Below are 19214 nucleotides of genomic sequence, written 5' to 3'. Positions count from 1 at the left end.
CGCTGGAGGTTGCAGTTGATCACGAAGTTCAGGTTGTCCAGGTTCTCGTTCGCGGCGAGCTGGAGCAGGCCGCGGGACTCGGGCTCGTCCATTTCGCCGTCGCCCAGGAACGCCCAGACCTGCTGGTCCGAGGTGTCTTTGAGGCCGCGGTTGTGCAGGTACCGGTTGGACTGGGCCTGGTAGATCGCGTTCATCGGCCCGATGCCCATGGACACGGTGGGGAACTCCCAGAACTCGGGCATCAGCCGCGGGTGCGGGTAGGAGGACAGGGCGTGGCCGGCGCGGGACTTTTCCTGCCGGAACCCGTCCAGGTCCTCCTCGGTCAGCCGGCCTTCCATGAACGCGCGGGCGTACATGCCCGGGGAGGCGTGGCCCTGGAAGAAGACCTGGTCACCGCCGCCGGGGTGGTCCTTGCCGCGGAAGAAGTGGTTGAAGCCCACCTCGTACAGGGTGGCCGCGCCCGCGTAGGTGGAGATGTGCCCGCCCACGCCGATGTTCGGCCGCTGGGACCGGTGCACCATCACCGCGGCGTTCCAGCGCATGTACGCCCGGTACCGGCGCTCGAACTCCTCGTTGCCCGGGAACTCGGCTTCCTGGTCCACCGGAATCGTATTCACGTAATCCGTGGTGGTCACCATCGGCACCCCGACGCTCTGCGCACCGGCACGCTGCAACAGGCTCCGCATGATGTATTGGGCACGCTCGGTGCCCTGTTCCCTGATCAGCGAATCCAGGGACTCAACCCACTCGGCGGTCTCTTCCGGATCACGATCAGGCAGCTGGTTAGTCAACCCGCTGAGGATATGGGAGGTATCTTCTCCTGCAGCCACGTCAGCCTCGTTTCATCTTTGAATGTAGGGCTTATGTTTTCGTATTGTGAGAAAACAATTTTACGATTCGAGATTATCGAGCGAACCGCGCCATGGTCAACACGACCAGGCCGGACCCGCTCGCCTTGGGGCGATGGCTGCGCTGCGGACCGATTGTGACCGCTGGCCAAGCCTCCCAGCCTTGACCCGAGGTGATGCAGCTCATACTCTTATTTCACTATTCAATAACTTCATTTCGCGATGTGGAATAACAGCAGAGATCGTCAGATCAGGGGCTCACCACCGCGGAAATCCCAGAACTGGAGATCCAGATGCAGACGACCCCACCAGTCGGCGTCGAACCGGCTCCCGGCCCGACAGTGTTGTCGGGCCAGCCGATCCACCCGGCCACCGGCATCGACGCCCTGTGCGAAACCGCAAGTGCCGCCTCCGGCCAGGCCATCAGCCCGAGCCTGTACAACGTGGACCTGGCCCCGACGAAGCGGCAGGGCCGCCGTTGGACCGGCTACAGCATCTTCACCCTGTGGGCGAATGACGTACACAGCCTCGGCAACTACGCGTTCGCCGTCGGACTTTTCTCGCTGGGCCTTGGCGGCTGGCAGATCCTCGCTGCCCTGGCCATCGGCGCCGTCCTGCTCTTCGCGCTGCTGAGCTTCTCAGGATTCATGGGCCAGAAGACCGGCGTGCCCTTCCCCGTCATGAGCCGGATCAGCTTCGGCATCCGCGGCGCCCAGCTCGCCAGCCTGCTGCGCGGGGCGGTGGCCGTCGCCTGGTTCGGCATCCAGACCTTCCTGGCCTCAGTGGTGCTGCGGGTCATGCTCGTGGCCATGGTTCCGTCGCTGCACGAGCTGGACACCAACTCCATCCTCGGTCTGTCCACGCTGGGCTGGATCGCTTTCGTAGCACTGTGGATCGTGCAGCTCGTGATTGTCAGCTTCGGCATGGAGATGATCCGCAAATATGAGGCATTCGCCGGACCCGTCATCCTCCTGACCATGGTGCTCCTCGCGGCCTGGGTCTTCATCGAAGCGAAGGGCGCCATCCAGTGGACGGGTATCCGCGGGCTCGAAGGCGGCGAGATGTGGCGGACCATCTTCGCCGGCGGCGCGCTGTGGGTGGCCATCTACGGCACGTTCGTCCTGAACTTCTGCGACTTCACCCGCTCGGCTGTCTCCAGGAAGTCGATCGTCCGCGGCAACTTCTGGGGTATCCCCATCAACATGCTGCTGTTCGGCGCCATCGTGGTGGTCCTTGCCGGCGGGCAGTACAAAATCAACGGCACCATCATCGAAACGCCGTCGGACATCGTGGAGAGCATCCCCAACACGCTATTCCTGGTGCTGGCGTGCCTCGCCATCCTGATCCTGACCATCGCCGTGAACCTGATGGCCAACTTTGTGGCGCCCGTCTACGCCCTCACCAACCTGTTCCCCAAGCGACTCGACTTCCGGAAGGCCGCCTGGGTGAGCGGCACCATTGGCCTGGTGATCCTGCCGTGGAACCTTTACAACAACCCGCTGGTGATCGTGTACTTCCTGGGCGGGCTCGGTGCACTGCTGGGGCCGCTGTTCGGCGTTGTCATGGCCGACTACTGGCTGCTCCGCCGCGGAAGGGTCAATGTGCCAGAGCTCTACAGCGAAAGCCCGGCAGGAGCGTACTTCTACACGAAGGGCGTCAATCCCAAGGCGATCATCGCGCTGCTCCCGGCGTCCGCCGTCGCGATCCTTATTGCCTTTGTACCAGCGCTGGAAGCCGCGGCGCCGTTTGCCTGGTTCTTCGGCGCGGGCCTGGGCGCCCTGACGTACTACCTGATCACTGACCGCAAGCAGCAGTTCGACGACGTCGACGGCGAACCCATCGCCGTGGCCAGCACGCACTGACAACGCCTTCCACGCTATGAACCATGGAGAGACATGCGCATCCTCGTTGCCAACGTAAACACCACGCAGTCCATGACCGATTCCATCGCCGCCCAGGCCAGAAGCATCGCCGCGCCCGGCACGGAAATCGTGGGGCTCACGCCCAGGTTCGGTGCGGATTCGTGCGAGGGGAACTTTGAAAGCTACCTTGCTGCGATCGCCGTGATGGACCGGGTCCTCAGCTACCCGGAACCGTTCGACGCCGTCATCCAGGCAGGCTACGGCGAGCACGGCCGGGAGGGCCTTCAGGAACTCCTGGACGTGCCCGTCGTCGACATCACCGAGGCGGCTGCCAGCACTGCGATGTTCCTAGGCCATAAATACTCGGTCATCACCACCCTCGACCGGGCGGTTCCGCTGATCGAGGACCGGCTGAAGCTGGCCGGCCTCGACGCGAGGTGCGCGTCCGTGCGTGCCAGCGGAATGGCCGTCCTGGAACTGGAGGAGGAGCCGGAACGGGCTGTCGAAGCGATCATCGAGCAGGCACTGATCGCGGTCCGGGAAGACAAGGCCGAGGTCATTGTCCTGGGCTGCGGCGGGATGGCCGGGCTGGACGAGGCGATCCGGCTGCGCGCCGGCGTTCCGGTGGTGGACGGTGTGGCCTCGGCGGTCACCATCGCCGAAGGCCTGGTCCGGATGAGGCTGTCCACGTCCAAGGTCCGCACTTATGCGGCGCCGCGGCCGAAGACTGTCATAGGCTGGCCCTTGTTGTCCGAGGCACCCGAGGCTGTGCGCTGACGGCAATTCCCTATGAAAGGCCCCAACATGACTGACTACAGCCCGCCAGTAGAATCCCGGGTCGCCGTCGTCACCGGTGCCGGGTCGGGCATCGGCCGGGCAGTGGCCCGGCTGATGCTCGCCGATGGCTACCGCGTGGCGCTGGCAGGGCGCCGGGAAGCCCTGCTTCGCGAAACGGCGGATGGGCACCGGAACGCGCTTGCGGTGCCCTGCGATGTCACGGTTGCCGACGACGTCGAACGGCTTTTTGAAGCCACCCGCCGGCAGTGGGGGAGAGTGGATGTGCTCTTCAACAATGCCGGTGTGTTCGGACCCGCGGCCTCCGTTGACGAGATCAGCCTGGCCGACTGGAATGCCACGGTGGCGGTCAACCTTACGGGTTCCATGTTGTGCGCCGCCGCTGCTGTCCGTGCTATGAAGGCGCAGCAGCCGCAGGGTGGGCGGATCATCAACAATGGCTCCATTTCGGCGCATTCGCCCCGGCCGCGGACCGTTGCCTACGCCGTGACCAAACATGCCATGACGGGTCTGACCAAGAGCATTGAGCTTGATGGCCGCGCTTTTGGCATCACCTGCGGCCAGATCGACATTGGCAATACCGCCACCGAGATCATGGACACCATAGGGGTGGGCTCGGGTGCGCTCCAAGCCGACGGCAGCCGACGGGTTGAGCCCATGTTCCCCGTGGAGGATGCCGCACGCGCGGTGCTGCTTATGGCCAACATGCCGGCGTCGGCCAGCGTGGGCTCCGTGGTCCTCACCGCCGCGGGCATGCCTTTCATCGGCCGGGGCTGACCGCACCCTTTTTCTTCTCACCGCTGCGTTTTCGGACATCCGCCGCCGGGCTCCCGGGGCAGATGCCCGAATTCGTGGCGGCCTTTTTCGTGCCCGCCCGCCTTCCAAAGATTTCGCAATGTGGAAATTGATTTTCCTCTTGCGGAATTCTGTGACCGGGGTTACGTTTGAAACAGACCCCGATCTCCGGGGCTGTTCCCGATTGATAGGTACAGATCAATGAAGATCCCAGATTCCGCGGCGCTGAAGGCGAGTTCGGCGCCGTCGAAGAAGAAGCCCCTGTATAGGTCGCTCTTCTTCCAAATTCTGATCGCCGTCGTGGCAGGTGTTCTTATCGGACATTTCTGGCCGAACCTCGGCTCACAGCTGAGGCCTCTCGGTGATGGCTTCATCCAACTCATCAAAATGATCATCGCGCCGCTGATTTTCCTGGTGATCGTCACGGGCATCTCAGCCGTAGGCGACGTTAAGGCGGTCGGAAGGGTCGGAGTCAAAGCCCTTCTCTACTTCACAGCAGCCACGCTTTTCGCACTGGTTTTCGGCCTCGTCGTAGGCAACATCGTCCAGCCCGGTGCCGGGCTGAACATCGATCCCAGCACCCTCTCCCAGGAAGCGCTGAACGCAAAGACCGGCAACGCCCCGCCGAAGGATGCGGCAGCCTTCATCCTGGATGTCATTCCCACCAGCGTCATCGGCGCCTTCGCCAATAACAGCCTCCTGCAGGTCCTCTTCTTCTCGGTGTTCTTCGGCGCGGCCATCGTGGTCATCGGACGTGAACGCTGCATGCCGGTCATCAGCCTGATGGAGACCGTCCTGGAGCTCATCTTCAAGATCATGTCCTGGATCATGAAGGTGGCCCCGATCGGCGCCTTCGGTGCCATGGCGTTCATCATCGGCCAGTACGGCCTCGATACCCTCAGCACCTACGCGCTGCTTATCGCCGCCTGCTACGGTGCGGCCATAGTCTTCATCGGACTCCTGTTCCTGGTGGCCTGGGGCTTTGCCCGCGTTCCCCTCTGGCAGTTCCTGAAGTACACCCGCGAGGAGTTCCTGCTGGCCCTGGGCACCGCTTCCACCGAGGCCGTGATGCCGCGCATCATGACCAAGCTGACCAATGCCGGCTGTTCCCGCGCCACCACCGGACTGGTGGTCCCCACCGGTTACTCCTTCAACCTCGACGGCGCCGCGATCTACCTTTCCATCTCCCTGCTCTTCCTGGCGCAGGCGTTCGGGCACAACCTGGACCTCGGCCAGCAGTTGGCCGCCCTTGGCGTGCTGCTGCTGACGTCCAAGGGGATGGCTGGCGTCCCCGGGTCATCCTTCCTGGCGCTGTCCGCCACGGCCGCCGCCCTGGGCATCTTCCCCGTGGCCGGCGTCGCCCTCCTTCTCGGCGCTGACCGGCTGATGGACTCCATGCGCGTGGTGGTCAACCTGCTGGGCAACTGCGTTGCAACCTTTGTGGTCTCCAAGTGGGAAGGCCAATTTGACCGCAGCGTGATGGTCCGCGCGTTCCGTGGCGAGATCACCAACCACGACTCCGCGATCATGCTCGGGGTGGAGGAAGTCTTCGAGGACCAGGAGCTTGAGCGGATCAGCGGCGGCCAGGAGCCGTCCCCCAAGTTCCGCGGAGGTCCGAATCCTGGCGATATCCCTGGGTTCCAGATGAGCCGGCCTGGCGCGCACGCCGCCCCGGCCCAGGAGAGCCCAACACCCGCAGTCCACGACTAGCGGCCAACGCCGCCCAGTACGCAGGCCCCGCCCGGGATACCCCGGCGCGGGGCCTGCGCTTTAACGGGTTACAGGCCCTGGGCCGACTGGCTACAGCGGCAGGAGGGCGGAGAGGTCCGCCCGCAGCCCGGAGGCCGCCACCCGGCCCGCCGCGACCGCGTCTGCCCAGCTCAACTGGCCAGTGACCATGCCCAGCCAGGTGGCGGCGTCGCACTCTATGACGTTGGGCGGGGTGCCCCGGGTGTGCCGCGGACCCTCTACGCACTGGGTGACGCCGAATGGTGGCACCCGCACCTCCACCGAGTTGCCCGGGGCCCGGGCCGTTACTTCCTCCAGCGTGTATCGCACCGCGGTGGCGGTCACAGCGCGGGGGACAGGAACGTCCGACGCCGACGCGGAACCTTCCCGCCACGCGGCCAGCGCCGCTGTGCCTTCTTCAATGCCAATACGACGGCGCGCTACAGCCATGCGGCCGGCCTCCTTAATGCAGGTGGGGAAGGGAAAACGTCAGTCGAGGAGGGCCGACACGGCCGGTCCCAGCCGAATCCGGCCCACGGGCCGACCGCCGCCCATCACGGGCTCAACCACCTTTTCCAGGACACTGGAGACGCCCGGGATGTCCACTGCCCCGGCGGCGGCGAGCATGGTCAGGCCCACCAGGGACGTGGCACGCAGGTTGCCGTCCAGCATCTTGATGGCCACGGCGACGCCCTGCGGGGTGGCCATCACCAACACTCCCTCGGCGCCGATCTTGGCGATGATTTCGAGTTCGTCCATCACGATCGTGTTGGCCTCGCCGCGGCCCTGTACAGCCCACGGGTAGTCCAGCATGGAAGTGGTGATGGTGGCGGCCCGGGCATTGGAGTTCTTGTCCCCCGGAGCCTTGGCCAGCAGGGAAAAGGCGCGGGCCAGGCCGGTCAGCGAAACCGCGGCCACCGGAGCCCCACAGCCGTCGATCCCCAAGTGGGCGATCTGTTCCCCGGTATACTCCTCGATCACGCTGCGGACACCCTGCTGGAGCGGATGGTTGGGTTCGAGGTAGCTGTGCGTGTCCCAGCCGTTTTCCGTGCAGGCCCAGAGGAACGCAGCGTGTTTGCCGGAGCAATTGAAGGCTAGCTTGGACTTGCCGCGCTCGGAGCGGACCAGCCAGTTGCGGGCAGTCTCGTCTTGGGGCCACGCGGCCGGACACTGGAGCTGTTCTTCCTTGACTCCGGCAGCCTTGAGCATTCCTTCGACCACGTCCATGTGATCGAGGGATCCCACGTGGCTGGCGCAGGCCAAGGCCACCTGGGCGCCGCGCAGCGGCACACCTGCCTGCATGGACGCCAGGGCTTGCAGCGGCTTGAGCGCGGACCGGGCATAGATGGGGGTGGTGATGTCGCCGAGTTCAGTCACCACGGTGCCGTCGGTGGCCAGGAGTACCGCGGAGCCGATGTGCCGGGATTCCACGAAGCCGCTGCGCTCAACGACGGCCAGTTCGACGGCGGAGTCCACAGTGAAGGTGGCATGCGGGTTGTGCGGCATGTTGCCAGTCTAGGGCCCCTGAAGGGAATGTCCGGGGAAGCCCATGGGCGCCCGGGGAATGCCGGCTACTCCACGGTGACCATCACGGACTGCCAGCCGGAGGCACCGTCAGGTACGGGCTCGGCGCGCTGGTCTGTCTGCATCTCGCCAGTTCCATCCGTGGCGCGGACCTTGATGTAGTGCGGTCCCGGGGTAGCTTCCCATGCGTAGGACCACTGGCGCCACGTAATCACGGACGCCTCCGCTGAGAGCGTGGCCTCGGCCCAGTCCCCGTTGTCGATCTGGACCTCAACCTTGGTGATGCCACGGGTCTGCGCCCAGGCGGTGCCTCCGATGGCCACGCGGCCGGCCGGCACCTTGGCGAAGGATTTGGGCACCTCCACCCGGGCCATCGTCTTAATGGGGCCGCGCTCGGACCAGCCGCGATCCGTCCAGTAGGCCTTGCTGTCCGCAAAACGGGTGACCTCAAGATCCACCACCCACTTTGTGGCCGAGACGAAGCCGTACAGCCCGGGCACCACCATGCGCACCGGATAACCGTGCTCCAGCGGCAGGGGCTCACCGTTCATGCCGATAGCCAGCATGGCGTCGCGGTCGTCCTGCAGCACTTCCAGTGGCGTGGAGGCACTAAAGCCGTCGATCGAGGTGGACAGCACCATATCCGCCCCGTCGGTGGGGCGCGCCCGCTTGAGGACCTCGCGGATGGGCAGCCCCAGCCATTTCGCGTTGCCGGCGAGGTTGCCGCCCACGGGATTGGAGACACAGGTGAGGGTGACGTGGGATTCGATCAGGTCGGCGTCGAGCAGGTCCTGGAAGGTGAGGCGCACCTCTTCCTCCACGAGGCCGTGGACGCGGAGTTCCCAGTCGTTGGCGTTGATCTCCGGAACGCTGAGCGCGGTATCAATCCGGTAGAAGTCCCCGTTGGGGGTGATCCAGGGGGTCACGCCGGCCACGGGGGACTGCACCCCGGCAGGTATGGCCGCTGCCGCCTTCACCGGCGCGGGCAGCTGAAGGGCGTTGCGTGCCTGGGCGATGTTGCTGCGGGCCGCGCCCAGGAGCCTGCCGCCGGTGGCGGCGATGCCGGCGGCTGCTGCCGTGATGCCCGCGGCGGCGAAGAACCTGCGGCGGCTCGTCCCCGGCTCCGCCGTCGGGGTTTCCGACGGCCGAACCGGGGGCCCGGTCCTGACCCGCCACGCCAGTACGATCAGCAGCCGCAGGACCACCAAACCGGCCAGTGTTCCCAGGACGGTGGGGATGGCATCCAGGGGTTTGACGCCGGCGCGGGTCACCACGCTGGCAACGATCACGGTGCCCATCAGCACAACTCCGGCCACACCCAGTGCCCATTTGCGGTAGGCCACCACGCCCAGCACGCAGGCGAGCAGGAAGATGGTCAGGCCCATCCCCACAAACAGTGCCGCCTTGTCGTTGGTGCCGAACGTGGCGATGGCGAAGTCCTTCATCCAAGGCGGCGTGAAGTCGATGAACGTGGACCCCAGGGCAATCACCGGGGTGGCCCGCGCCGTAAAGAACGCACCAATCAGTTCGGCGACGGCAAGTACGACGGCGGCTGCCACGGCACCGGCAAGCGCGGCCATGGCGGTTGGACCCTTGAGCCACTTCAGGAGCTTCTTCATGCCGTTGGTTCGTAGCGGACGGCGTTGGGGATTGTTCCACCGAGGCCCTCGCAGCTGACACAGCTTAGGAGCCATCAGGGTTCACGAAGTACCCTTGGAGACTGTGAAGGTACTCGTCATCGGCCCCGGAGGCCGCGAACACGCCATTGTCCGCTCCCTGCTCGCCGACCCCAACGTGTCCGAGGTCCATGCAGCTCCCGGCAATGCCGGCATCAGCAAACTGGTCCCCACCCACAACATTGACGGCAATGATCCCGACGCCGTCGCGGCCCTGGCAACCAAGCTGGCCGTCGACCTCGTAGTGGTGGGCCCGGAGGCGCCGCTGGCCGCCGGTGTTTCCGACGCCGTCCGCGAAGCCGGCATTCCGGTGTTCGGACCCAGCAAGGCCGCGGCCCAGCTCGAGGCTTCCAAGGCGTTCGCCAAGGAGATCATGGCTGAGGCCGGTGTGCCCACGGCTATGGCCCTGGTGGCCACCAATGCCGAGGAAGCCGCCTCCGCCCTGGACACCTTCGGCGCGCCCTACGTGGTGAAGGACGACGGCCTCGCCGCAGGCAAAGGCGTGGTGGTCACCAAGAACCGCGAAGAGGCCCTCACGCACGCGCAGACCTGCTTCGACGCCGGCGGCACCGTGGTGATCGAGGAATTCCTGGATGGCCCCGAAGTGTCGCTCTTCGTCCTGTGCGATGGCCGCAACACCGTAGCCCTGTCCCCGGCGCAGGACTTCAAACGCATCTTCGACAACGACGAAGGCCCCAACACCGGCGGCATGGGTGCGTACACGCCCCTGGAATGGGCACCGGAAGGCCTGGTGCAGGAAGTCATCGATCGCGTAGCCCAGCCCACGGTCAACGAGATGGCGCACCGCGGCACACCCTTTGTGGGCGTGCTGTTCGTGGGCCTCGCCCTGACATCGCGCGGGACCCGGGTCATCGAATTCAACGTCCGCTTCGGCGATCCCGAGACACAGGCCGTCCTGGCCCGCCTCAAGACCCCCCTCGGTGCGCTGCTGCTGGCAGCCGCCAAGGGCGAACTGGACAAAGCCGAAGAGCTGCGCTGGTCCAAGGACACTGCCGTCGCCGTCGTCGTGGCTTCCGAGAACTACCCGGATACGCCACGCACCGGTGACCGCATCCGGGGGCTCAAGAAGGTGGACGAGCTCGAAGGCGTGCACGTGATCCACGCCGGCACCAAGCTTGACGACGAAGGCAAGGTGATTTCCGCAGGCGGCCGCGTGCTCGCCGTGGTTGCCCTTGGCAGCGACCTCGTGGAGGCCCGTGAAAGGGCGTACGACGGCGTGGAGCTTGTTCAGCTGGAAGGCTCCCAGTTCCGGACGGACATCGGACGCAAGGCAGCCCGCGGCGAGATCAAGGTGTCCTCCAGCGCCACCGGATCCCTGCCCGTGACGAAAGCGAAGGCTTAGCATGACCGAGAACTCCCCGCAGGAACCAGAGCAGAAGCGCGGCCTCAGCACCGCCACCCTGGACCTTCCCGGCTGGACGCACGTCTACTCGGGCAAGGTCCGTGACCTGTATGAGCCCGCGGACGACTCCATCCGCGAACAGGTGGGCCAGGACTGTGTCCTGGTGGTGGCCAGCGACCGCATCAGCGCCTACGACCACGTCCTGACGAGCGAGATCCCGGACAAGGGCCGGATCCTTACCCAGCTCAGCCTGTGGTGGTTCGACCAGCTCGGCGTGGAGCACCACGTCCTGGCCTCCACCGTGGAAGGCGGGGTTCCCGCTGCGGTGGAAGGCCGCGCCATGATCTGCAAAAAGCTGGATATGTTCCCCGTGGAATGCATCGCCCGTGGCTACCTCACCGGTTCCGGCCTGCTGGAGTACCAGGCGTCCGGCACAGTCTGCGCCATCCCCCTGCCCCCGGGCCTGGTGGACGGGTCCCGGCTGGAGCGCGCTATCTTCACGCCGTCAGCGAAGGCCGAGGTGGGCCACCATGACGAGAACATCACCTACGACGCCATGGTGGGAATGGTGGGCGACGACATCGCGGGGCGGCTGAGCGAACTGACCCTGAAGATCTACACCACCGCGGAGAAGATCGCCCGCGAACGGGGCATCATCCTGGCTGATACGAAGGTGGAGTTCGGCTACGACGCCGTGTCCGGGACCATCACCCTGGGCGATGAGGTGCTCACCCCGGATTCCTCCCGGTTCTGGGATGCAGCCACGTACCAGCCCGGCCAGGCGCAGCCATCCTACGACAAGCAGTACGTGCGGGACTGGCTCACGTCAGCCGAATCAGGCTGGGACCGGTCCTCGGACGTTCCCCCGCCCGCGCTGCCGGCAGATGTCGTTGCCCGTACACGCAGCCGCTACGTTGAGGCGTACGAAAAGCTCACGGGCCAGGCCTTCGCCTAGGTTTGTTCACTGGCCCGTTCCAGGTGGGCCCGGCTACCGGCTGGGCCCGCTGGGAGCGGGCCTTGCCGGTATTGCCTGCGTTGCTGGACTAGCCGGCTAGCCGGCTAGCTTGCCTTGCTGGCCTTGGCCGCCTTCGCGGCACGCTGCTGCGCCAGCCGGATCTCCAGGACGGCGTCGAGTGCCTGCTGGACGCGGTCCGATGCGCCAGCCGCGCTGAATGCCTTCTGTGCTTCCTCCAGGTAAACCAAGGCCTCCTCCGACTCGCCGGCGGCTTTCAGCGACTTGCCCAGCAGGAGCGAAACTTCGCCGGCGGTGTGCTTGGCCAGTGCGTCTGATTCGGCGTGGATTTCCCGGAGCTTGCTGATCGCAGCCATGATGTCGCCGGTGAGGTAAAGCCACCGCGCGCGGATGAAGGCCACTTCCAGCTGGTCCGTCTTGTTGCCGCCCACGATGGACAGCGCCAGTTCGGCACGCTCGATGGAGGACAGCGTTTCCGGCTCCACGATTCCCGAGGACAGGCGCACTGCTGCGGATGCCTTGTTGAACCGCGCCCAGAGTTCGATGTCGTTGGCGGGGGAGAGCATCCGGGCGGCGCGTTCGTGGTACTTGATGCCCTCCGCGTAGTCATGCCGCATGAACGCCACATTGCCGATCACCCAAGCTACCTCGCCGGCGAGCTGTGACATGGAGTGCTCGTCAACTTGGTCGTTCATGTCCTGGCAGAACTTCCAGGCCTCGTCCAGCCGGCCGCTCTCTGCCAAGGCCCCGATCAGGGCCCGGTGGGCGCCGATGATGAGGGTGGAACCTTTGGGCAGCTTCGCGCAAAGTTTCACGGCCTCCATGGCGTGATCGACGGCGGTACTCAATTGGCCCTGTCCCTGGCAGATCCCTGCGAGCATCTGCCGGGCACGCACACCCAGGCCCACTGACTCGGTAGCCATGGGGTGCTCGAGCAGGTGCTGCATGATCTTCTGGCACTCCTGCCAGTTGCCCTGCTTGATCAGGCACTCGGCCTGCATGTAGGTCATGTTCCACCAGGCGCTGGTGTTCTTGCCTTCCAGCGCTATTTGTGCCGCGGTGGCGGCGTGCGTGGCGGCCAGGGGGTAGTCCCTGAGGTCCCAGGCCTGGCGTGCGTAGAGCCCGGCGAGGACGTATTCGGCGTCGCTGACCGAGATGGGCTGGCTCCAGGCCTCCAGCGCCTTGGGCGCCAGTTCCAGCCTGCGGGCCAGTTCCTCGATAACTTCGGCCGTCGGTTCCCTCCGGCCGGTCTCGAGGAGGGAAATATAGCTGGGGGAATACAGGTCCTTGCCCAGTTCAGCCTGTGTCAGCCCACGTTCGAGACGCTCCGCCCGGAGCTTCTCCCCGAATCCGTTGCCCACGGGATTTCCTCCTAATTCCGGACAGTCTTTGTACTCAATGCTTGACAGTCCCTGTGGAAAACATTTTACAATGTATGTCAACAAGGACAGTGCTGACTTTGTAACGAATCCGACTCGTATTGAGGAACTTATATGTTGAAGAAGATTGCAGCCGCAGCCGTTCTGGCCGGGGCCCTGGCGTTTTCTGCGGCGGCTCCGGCCGTCCTGTCGGCTGGTTCCATTGCTGACACCACGGGGGTATCCGTTGCCGTAGGTAACTGGCCGGATCCCATGTCCAAGAAGACCAAGGACACCAAGGACAGCGACACCACGTACACCACGAACGTGGGCAACTGGCCTGACCCGATGTAATCACTCCTCACCAAAGGGAGGCGAGGCCCCGGACCATGCGAACCATGGTCCGGGGCCATTCCTTTGCCCGCATCACACCCCGGCCTCGATGACACCCCGGCGTGGATGACACAACGCGACGAATGCTTATGACAGAAGGTAACAAATTGGCATCATGCGGGAACCAAAAAGAGGGCCTCCCTGGGGGAGACCCTCTTTGTTTTGGTCGGGATGACAGGATTTGAACCTGCGACCTCTTCGTCCCGAACGAAGCGCGCTACCAAGCTGCGCTACATCCCGATCCGCTGCAAAAGCAACTTTACAAGGATAGCCGATCCGGGGACCGGATGCGAAATCCGGTCGCTGGCCCGCCGCTTCAGCGCGCGCGCCGGCGGTTGCGCCCTGCAGGGGCGTCCTCGCTGGCCGGAAGGCGTTCGGCCAGGACGGGAAGTGAATCGTGACGCCCGCGCTCCACGTGGGCGGACGCCAGGGCGGCGGCCAGCGCCGGCTGGCCCTCGACGATGGCCTGGACCAGTTCGGCGTGCTCCTGCCACATCTTGGGAGTGTCACGCTCCGGCGTCAGGCGGAAGAGCCACCGCACACGACCGTTCATCAGGCCTGTCATGCGCCGGAGAAGGTGGTGGTCGGCGAGCTTCACGATCTCCTCATGCAGGTCCGAGTTACGTCCGGACGCCTGGACGCCGTTGACCCCGGTGCGGGCAGATTCCAGGGCGTCCAGCAGCGCCGCAGGGCTGGCGCCCTCGGAAACCCTCCGTGCAGCGCATGACGCGGCCAGTGGTTCTAGCTGCAGCCGCAGGTCAAAGACCTCCTGCGCGTCACGGTAGGTGAAGGAATGGACGACGGCGCCGCGGCGGGGTTCGGTGGAAATGAAGCCTTCAGCCTCCAGCAGGGGCAGCGCCTCACGCAGGGGAATCCGGGACACTTCAAGGTCTGCGGCCAGTTCCCGTTCGTTCAGTTTTCCGCCGGCCGGCAGTTGGCCGGAGATGATCCTCTCGCGCAGCACCTCGGCAACGCGCTCGGACAATGGCTCCGCGAGGAGTTCAGCCGCGCCGTTTTCCATCTCATCTCCCATGGGGTTCAGGCTATCCCAGCCGGGATCCCCATCCGGTCCCGGCGGCCTAGAGCCCGGCGGCCCAAAGCCTTCCGGCACCGGCCGGTCAGACCAGCGAGTCCTTCCAGGCGCCGTGGAGGTCGGCGAACCGCCCGCCGCCGCCGATCAGGTCCGCCGGTGTGCCGTCCTCCACCACGCGGCCGTCGTGGACCACCAGCACGCGGTCGGCGGTTTCGACGGTGGACAGCCGGTGCGCGATGATCAGCGCTGTGCGGCCCCCGCCCGCAGCAGCGGAACCGGGGGCACCTGCGGCAGTGCCGGCGTCGGCCGTTGCCTTCAGGAGGCGCGCCAAACCGGTCTGGACGAGCCGCTCCGAAGGGATGTCCAAGGAGGAGGTTGCCTCGTCCAGGATGAGCACCGCCGGCCGGGCCAGGAAGGCACGGGCGAAGCTGATGAGCTGGCGCTGGCCTGAGGAGACGCGCCCGCCACGCTTGTTGACGTCGGTGTCGTAGCCCTCGGGCAATTCGGTGATGAACTCGTGGGCTCCGACGGCCCGGGCGGCCTCTTCGATCTCCTCGCGGGAGGCCTCCGGCCGGCCCAGGGCGATGTTGTCCGCCACGGAGCCGCTGAACAGGAACGCCTCCTGGGTCACCATCACAATGTTCCGGCGCAGGTCCGTGGTGCTGAGGTTGCGGAGGTCCACGCCGTCCAGCGTGAGTGAGCCGGCGGAGACGTCGTAGAAACGGGCGATCAGCTTGGCCAGGGTGGACTTGCCGGCGCCCGTCTGGCCCACCAGCGCTACGGTCTGGCCGGCCGGAATGTGCAGGTCCATGGTGGGGATGACCACCGGGCCCTCGCCATAGCGGAACTCCACGCCCTTGAAGTCGACCGTGCCCTTGGCATCCCGCAGCGCCACCGCGTTCTTGGGCGGGCGGACTGTGGGGACCTCCTCCAGCAGGCCGGACACCTTCTCCAGGGCGGCCTGGGCACTCTGGAAGGAGTTGTAGAACATGGCCATCTGGTCCACCGGCTGGAAGAAGCGCTTGGTGGAAAGGATCAGGGCCAGCAGCACCCCCACGGCGAGGTCTCCGCCAAGGACCCGGAATCCGCCGAACAACAGGACCGCTGCCACGCAGATGTTGCCGATCAGCACCAGGCCGGGCTGGAAGATTCCGTTGAGGTTGATGGAGCGGACGGTGACCCGCCGGTAGTCCTCGGCCAGCTGGCCGTACTGCTCGGCGTTTTCGCGTTCCTTGCGGAAGGCCTTCACGGCGCGGATCCCGGTCATGGTCTCCACGAAGTGCACGATCAGCCGGGCGGACACCACCCGGGATTCACGGAAGGCGATCTGGGAATGCTTCTGGTACCACCGCGAGAGGAAGTACATGGGCACGCCTGCGGCGAGGACAATCAGCCCGCTCCGCCAGTCCAGGGCGAACACCGTAACGGCGGTGAAGACCATGAACAGCATGCCCGAGGCGAGGGAACTCACGCCCGAATCGAGGAGTTCGCGCAGCGCCTCAAGGTCCGAGGTCTGCCGGGCGATGATCCGGCCCGAGGTGTACTTTTCGTGGAATTCCAGGCTGAGGCGTTGCGTGTGCCGGAAGACCCGCACCCTGAGGTCCAGGAGCATCGCCTGGCTGAGCCGCGCGGTGGAGGTGACGTAAAGGGCCGTCAGCGCGGCGGTTGCTACCGCGGCGGCCAGGTAGCCGACGCCGGTGAGCACCAAGGGGAAGTTGTCGCCTGCCTGCAGGGCGGGCAAAGCGTGGTCGATGCCAAAAGCGATCAGCGCCGGTCCCGCCACGCGGGCGGCCTGGGACAGCACTACCGTGGCGATGGTCAGCCAGAACCTGAGCCGCACCGGACGGATCAGTGACCGCAGCAAGGCGAGCGACCGCCGTCGTACGGCTTTGCTGTCGCTTTTGCTGAGGTGGGCGTTGTCCTCGTTGGCTGTGCCGAACGTTGCAGTGCTCATCGGATGATTTTCCCGGCTTCGACGTTGGCCTCTTCCTCAAGTTCGGACAGTTCCGAATCCAGGTCCCGGGGTTCCTGGTCCAGGCTGGCGATGACGTAGCGGTAGTGCGGGTTCTCCGCCAGCAGTTCCGTGTGCGTTCCGACGGCGGCAATGCGACCGTCCTCCAGCAGGGCCACCCGGTCCGCTAACGCCACCGTGGAAGGCCGGTGGGCGACGATCAGCGTGGTGGTGTCCTTCAGCACCGAACGCAGCCGAGCCTCTACCAGCTCTTCGGTGTGCACGTCGAGCGCGGAGAGTGGATCGTCGAGCACCAGGACGCGTGGCCGGGCGGCGATGGCCCGGGCGAGGGCAATCCGCTGACGCTGCCCTCCGGAGAGGCTCAGGCCCTCTTCGCCGATGAGCGTGTCCACGCCTTCCGGGAGGGAGTACGCGAAGTGTGCCTGGGCCACGTCGAGGGCCTCATCCAGTGCTTCCTCGCTTCGGTCCTGCGCGCCGAGCAGCACGTTGTCGCGGACGGAATTTGAGAACAGAGTGGTGTCCTCGAACGCGACACCCACCACGCGGCGGAGCTCCTCGACGTCGAACTCGCGCAGGTCTACGCCGTCAATGCTGATGGAGCCGTCCGTGACGTCGTACAGCCGGGGGACCAGCTGGATCAGGGCGCTCTTGCCACTGCCCGTGATACCCACCACGGCCATGGTTTCCCCTGGCAGGACCTCCAGGTTGATGTCCTTGAGGATGGGCCGGTCCGGCGCGTCCTCAAAGGCGAAGGTGGCGTGGTTGAACCGCAAGGCCCCTCGGAGCTCGGAGGGCCGGCGTGGCTCCGGGGGACTGGTGATGGTGTTGGCCGAATCCATCACTTCGAAGTGGCGGTCGACGGCGGTCTTGGCAGTGAGTGCCATGGCGAGCAGCATGCCGGAGAACTCCACCGGGGACGCGATGACGGCGGCAGTGGCGAAGAAGGCCACGAGGGCGCCGATGCTTAGTTGGCCGCTGGCGCACAGCATGACGCCTACCACCAGCCCGGTGCCCAGCGCGAGTTCGGGCAGCAGGGTGACCACCATGGTGAAGGTGGCCTGGTGCCGGGCCTTGGAGATCTCGGTCTGGCGGAGTTCCTCGGCCTGCTCGTTGAAGTTCTCCAGGGCCTCCCGGCTCCGGCCGAACGCCTTGAGGACGCGAATGCCATGAACGGATTCCTCCACCGTGGTGGCGAGGTCGCCGGCCTGGTCCTGGCTGCGCCGCGCCACCTTGCTGAAGCGGGTCCGGAACCGGAAGCCGTAGGCCATGATGGGCACCGCGGCAGCGAGGAAAATGAGGGCCAGTTGCCAGCTCATGGAAAACATGACTGCAATGCCGATGACGACGGTGAGGGTAGTCACCACCAGCATGATGGCGCCGAAGGCCATCCAGCGGCGCAGGAAGTTCAGATCGGTCATGGCACGGGAAAGCAACTGCCCGGAGCCCCACCGGTCATGGAAGGACACGGTCAGGTCCTGCAGGTGCCCGTAAAGGGAGACGCGCATCCTGGTTTCAACGGTAGTTGCCGGGTTGATGACAAACTGCCGGCGCAGGGCCACGAGCACAGCCTCGGCAATGCCCAGGACCAGGATAATGACGGCGGCAATCCAGACGGCGTCCGTGGCGCCGCCGGCCTGGAGCGAGTCGTTGATCAGTACCCGGAGTACCTGGGGGATGGTCAGGGCCACCACACTGGCCAGGAGTGCACAGAGGAGCCCCATGATGAGCCGGGGGATGATCGGCCTGACGTGAGGATAAAGACGGCTAATGGATCTGAAAAATGAAGTCTGCTTGGCCATGCCCGCTTCTCAAGCTCTAAATCGAATGTAGTTTCCCGTAGCAACTACCTTATGCCATGGCGTGATTCGATTCACAGTATTCGTGCGGGCTGGGAACGATTGTCCAGTTATCACGTTCCGCAATGCCGCCCTGAGGCTGGAGATCTACTCTGGAGCCGTCAGGGTCAGCAGGACGGCCTCGGGCCGGCAGGCGATCCTGATCGGCGCGAAACGCGAGGTGCCGATGCCGCCGGAGACGTTTACCGGCGTCGTGGATCCGTTGCTCTCCCAGTTGTTGAGTCCCTTGGCCCGCCAGGTGGGGAGGTCGCAGTTGGAGACCAGCGCGCCATAGCCGGGGATACAGAGCTGTCCGCCATGCGTGTGGCCGGCAAGGAGCAGGTCCGCCCCGTCCTGGGTGAAGAGGTCCAGGACGCGCTGGTAGGGGGCGTGGATAACGGCCACCCGGAGGTGCGCGTTATCGTCCTGGTTCTTGGTTCCGCGGGGCCAGCCGGCGTAACGTTCGCGATTCAGGTGGGGGTCGTCCACGCCGGAGAAGTCGAACCGCATCCCCCGCAGGACCACGGACTGGTTCCGGTTGGTCAGGTCAATCCACCCGCCCATGCCGAACCCGGCCCGAAGCCGCGGCCAGTCCAGTTCGATGTTTTCGCGCTTCACCTTGGACGGACCCAGCAGGTACGACGCCGGGTTCCGCAGGCTCGGAGCGTAGTAGTCGTTCGAGCCGGGGACAAAGACGCCGGGGAACTCGAGCAGCGGCCGGAGCGCCTTAAGCAGCGGGTCTACGGCCTTCACATGGCTGAGGTTGTCTCCCGTGTTCACCACGAGGTCCGGCTCCAGCGATGCCAGCGATTGGAGCCATGCAGCCTTGGTGTCCTGGCCCGGGACAAAATGGATGTCGCTCAGGTGCAGGATGGTGAAGGGCTGATGGCCGGCGGGGAGGATCGGAAGGGTTTCCTCGCGTAGGACGAACTGGTTCTTCTCCCACAATCCGTAGCCGACGGCGGCCAGCCCGGCCGCTGCTCCGGCAGCAGTGGAGACGGCAAAGCCGCGCCCAATGTTCCGGACGCGGCTGGCCAAAGCAGGGCTGACTGCCATAGG

The 19214-nt window shown here is 65.5% G+C and carries 15 protein-coding genes, 1 tRNA gene and 1 pseudogene; 7 read left to right on the top strand and 10 right to left on the bottom strand.

Annotated elements, in window-relative coordinates; all coding sequences use genetic code 11:
- A pseudogene (locus ACFC25_RS03090) lies at window positions 1–830 on the bottom strand (pyruvate dehydrogenase (acetyl-transferring), homodimeric type); the annotation flags it as partial.
- Window positions 831–1141: 311 nt separating this feature from the next.
- On the opposite strand from ACFC25_RS03090, the gene ACFC25_RS03085 reads away from it, so the two are divergent.
- The 4 genes from ACFC25_RS03085 to ACFC25_RS03070 all read left to right on the top strand — a co-directional run bounded on the left by ACFC25_RS03085 (window position 1142) and on the right by ACFC25_RS03070 (window position 6010).
- Entirely contained in the window at window positions 1142–2710 is a 1569-nt protein-coding gene (locus ACFC25_RS03085; protein WP_376043960.1) for an NCS1 family nucleobase:cation symporter-1, read from the top strand.
- A 33-nt stretch (window positions 2711–2743) separates the two neighbouring features.
- Window positions 2744–3487: an aspartate/glutamate racemase family protein gene (locus tag ACFC25_RS03080; protein ID WP_337345951.1), complete on the top strand. Its 744-nt coding sequence runs from the start codon at window positions 2744–2746 to the stop codon at window positions 3485–3487.
- A 27-nt stretch (window positions 3488–3514) separates the two neighbouring features.
- Entirely contained in the window at window positions 3515–4282 is a 768-nt protein-coding gene (locus ACFC25_RS03075; RefSeq protein WP_376043959.1) for an SDR family oxidoreductase, read from the top strand.
- Window positions 4283–4501: 219 nt separating this feature from the next.
- On the top strand, window positions 4502–6010 hold the full coding sequence (locus ACFC25_RS03070; RefSeq protein WP_376043958.1) for a cation:dicarboxylate symporter family transporter: 1509 nt from the start codon (window positions 4502–4504) through the stop codon (window positions 6008–6010).
- Window positions 6011–6100: 90 nt separating this feature from the next.
- Here the strand turns inward: ACFC25_RS03070 and ACFC25_RS03065 are convergent, their stop codons facing one another.
- From ACFC25_RS03065 to ACFC25_RS03055, 3 genes are all read right to left on the bottom strand, one after another.
- Entirely contained in the window at window positions 6101–6478 is a 378-nt protein-coding gene (locus ACFC25_RS03065; RefSeq protein WP_337345954.1) for a sterol carrier family protein, read from the bottom strand.
- 39 nt (window positions 6479–6517) lie between these two features.
- On the bottom strand, window positions 6518–7534 hold the full coding sequence (locus ACFC25_RS03060; RefSeq protein ID WP_337345955.1) for an asparaginase: 1017 nt from the start codon (window positions 7532–7534) through the stop codon (window positions 6518–6520).
- 65 nt (window positions 7535–7599) lie between these two features.
- Window positions 7600–9171 carry a molybdopterin-dependent oxidoreductase gene (locus ACFC25_RS03055; RefSeq protein ID WP_376043956.1) on the bottom strand — a complete coding sequence of 524 codons (1572 nt, stop codon included), beginning with the start codon at window positions 9169–9171 and terminating at the stop codon, window positions 7600–7602.
- Window positions 9172–9274: 103 nt separating this feature from the next.
- Here ACFC25_RS03055 and purD point away from each other — a divergent pair, with 103 nt between their 5' ends.
- Window positions 9275–10591 carry a phosphoribosylamine--glycine ligase gene (purD, locus tag ACFC25_RS03050; RefSeq protein WP_376043954.1) on the top strand — a complete coding sequence of 439 codons (1317 nt, stop codon included), beginning with the start codon at window positions 9275–9277 and terminating at the stop codon, window positions 10589–10591.
- A gap of 1 nt (window position 10592) precedes the next feature.
- Window positions 10593–11546, top strand: coding sequence for a phosphoribosylaminoimidazolesuccinocarboxamide synthase (locus ACFC25_RS03045; RefSeq protein ID WP_376043952.1), 954 nt, complete (start codon window positions 10593–10595; stop codon window positions 11544–11546).
- Between the two features lie 104 nt (window positions 11547–11650).
- On the opposite strand, the gene ACFC25_RS03040 is transcribed toward ACFC25_RS03045, so the two are convergent.
- Window positions 11651–12925: a helix-turn-helix transcriptional regulator gene (locus ACFC25_RS03040; protein ID WP_337345959.1), complete on the bottom strand. Its 1275-nt coding sequence runs from the start codon at window positions 12923–12925 to the stop codon at window positions 11651–11653.
- A 132-nt stretch (window positions 12926–13057) separates the two neighbouring features.
- Between ACFC25_RS03040 and ACFC25_RS03035 the strand changes: the two genes are divergently transcribed.
- Window positions 13058–13276 (top strand): hypothetical protein, encoded by a 219-nt coding sequence (locus ACFC25_RS03035; RefSeq protein WP_337345960.1) that lies wholly within the window; start codon window positions 13058–13060, stop codon window positions 13274–13276.
- Window positions 13277–13478: 202 nt separating this feature from the next.
- Here ACFC25_RS03035 and ACFC25_RS03030 read toward each other — a convergent pair.
- From ACFC25_RS03030 to ACFC25_RS03010, 5 genes are all read right to left on the bottom strand, one after another.
- Window positions 13479–13555 (bottom strand) — tRNA-Pro (locus tag ACFC25_RS03030).
- A 76-nt stretch (window positions 13556–13631) separates the two neighbouring features.
- Entirely contained in the window at window positions 13632–14348 is a 717-nt protein-coding gene (locus tag ACFC25_RS03025) for a GntR family transcriptional regulator (protein ID WP_376043950.1), read from the bottom strand.
- 85 nt (window positions 14349–14433) lie between these two features.
- Window positions 14434–16302, bottom strand: coding sequence for an ABC transporter ATP-binding protein (locus tag ACFC25_RS03020; protein ID WP_337345962.1), 1869 nt, complete (start codon window positions 16300–16302; stop codon window positions 14434–14436).
- Complete coding sequence (locus ACFC25_RS03015) at window positions 16299–18119, bottom strand: ABC transporter ATP-binding protein (protein WP_337345963.1); 1821 nt, start codon at window positions 18117–18119, stop codon at window positions 16299–16301. The genes ACFC25_RS03020 and ACFC25_RS03015 overlap by 4 nt, the downstream gene beginning before the upstream one ends.
- A 144-nt stretch (window positions 18120–18263) precedes the next feature.
- Window positions 18264–19211 (bottom strand): metallophosphoesterase, encoded by a 948-nt coding sequence (locus ACFC25_RS03010; protein ID WP_376043947.1) that lies wholly within the window; start codon window positions 19209–19211, stop codon window positions 18264–18266.
- Between the last annotated feature and the right edge of the window lie 3 nt (window positions 19212–19214).

The organism is Pseudarthrobacter sp. NPDC055928, assembly GCF_042270935.1.
In the GTDB taxonomy this organism is placed as follows: domain Bacteria; phylum Actinomycetota; class Actinomycetes; order Actinomycetales; family Micrococcaceae; genus Arthrobacter.
This window is presented reverse-complemented; position numbering and strand designations above follow the sequence as displayed.

Coding starts and splice junctions, on each gene's coding strand:
- ACFC25_RS03085 (WP_376043960.1), top strand. CDS start 1,142: ATGCAGACGACCCCACCAGTCGGCGTCGAACCGGCTCCCGGCCCGACA.
- ACFC25_RS03080 (WP_337345951.1), top strand. CDS start 2,744: ATGCGCATCCTCGTTGCCAACGTAAACACCACGCAGTCCATGACCGAT.
- ACFC25_RS03075 (WP_376043959.1), top strand. CDS start 3,515: ATGACTGACTACAGCCCGCCAGTAGAATCCCGGGTCGCCGTCGTCACC.
- ACFC25_RS03070 (WP_376043958.1), top strand. CDS start 4,502: ATGAAGATCCCAGATTCCGCGGCGCTGAAGGCGAGTTCGGCGCCGTCG.
- ACFC25_RS03065 (WP_337345954.1), bottom strand. CDS start 6,478: ATGGCTGTAGCGCGCCGTCGTATTGGCATTGAAGAAGGCACAGCGGCG.
- ACFC25_RS03060 (WP_337345955.1), bottom strand. CDS start 7,534: ATGCCGCACAACCCGCATGCCACCTTCACTGTGGACTCCGCCGTCGAA.
- ACFC25_RS03055 (WP_376043956.1), bottom strand. CDS start 9,171: ATGAAGAAGCTCCTGAAGTGGCTCAAGGGTCCAACCGCCATGGCCGCG.
- ACFC25_RS03045 (WP_376043952.1), top strand. CDS start 10,593: ATGACCGAGAACTCCCCGCAGGAACCAGAGCAGAAGCGCGGCCTCAGC.
- ACFC25_RS03035 (WP_337345960.1), top strand. CDS start 13,058: ATGTTGAAGAAGATTGCAGCCGCAGCCGTTCTGGCCGGGGCCCTGGCG.
- ACFC25_RS03025 (WP_376043950.1), bottom strand. CDS start 14,348: ATGGGAGATGAGATGGAAAACGGCGCGGCTGAACTCCTCGCGGAGCCA.
- ACFC25_RS03020 (WP_337345962.1), bottom strand. CDS start 16,302: ATGAGCACTGCAACGTTCGGCACAGCCAACGAGGACAACGCCCACCTC.
- ACFC25_RS03015 (WP_337345963.1), bottom strand. CDS start 18,119: ATGGCCAAGCAGACTTCATTTTTCAGATCCATTAGCCGTCTTTATCCT.
- ACFC25_RS03010 (WP_376043947.1), bottom strand. CDS start 19,211: ATGGCAGTCAGCCCTGCTTTGGCCAGCCGCGTCCGGAACATTGGGCGC.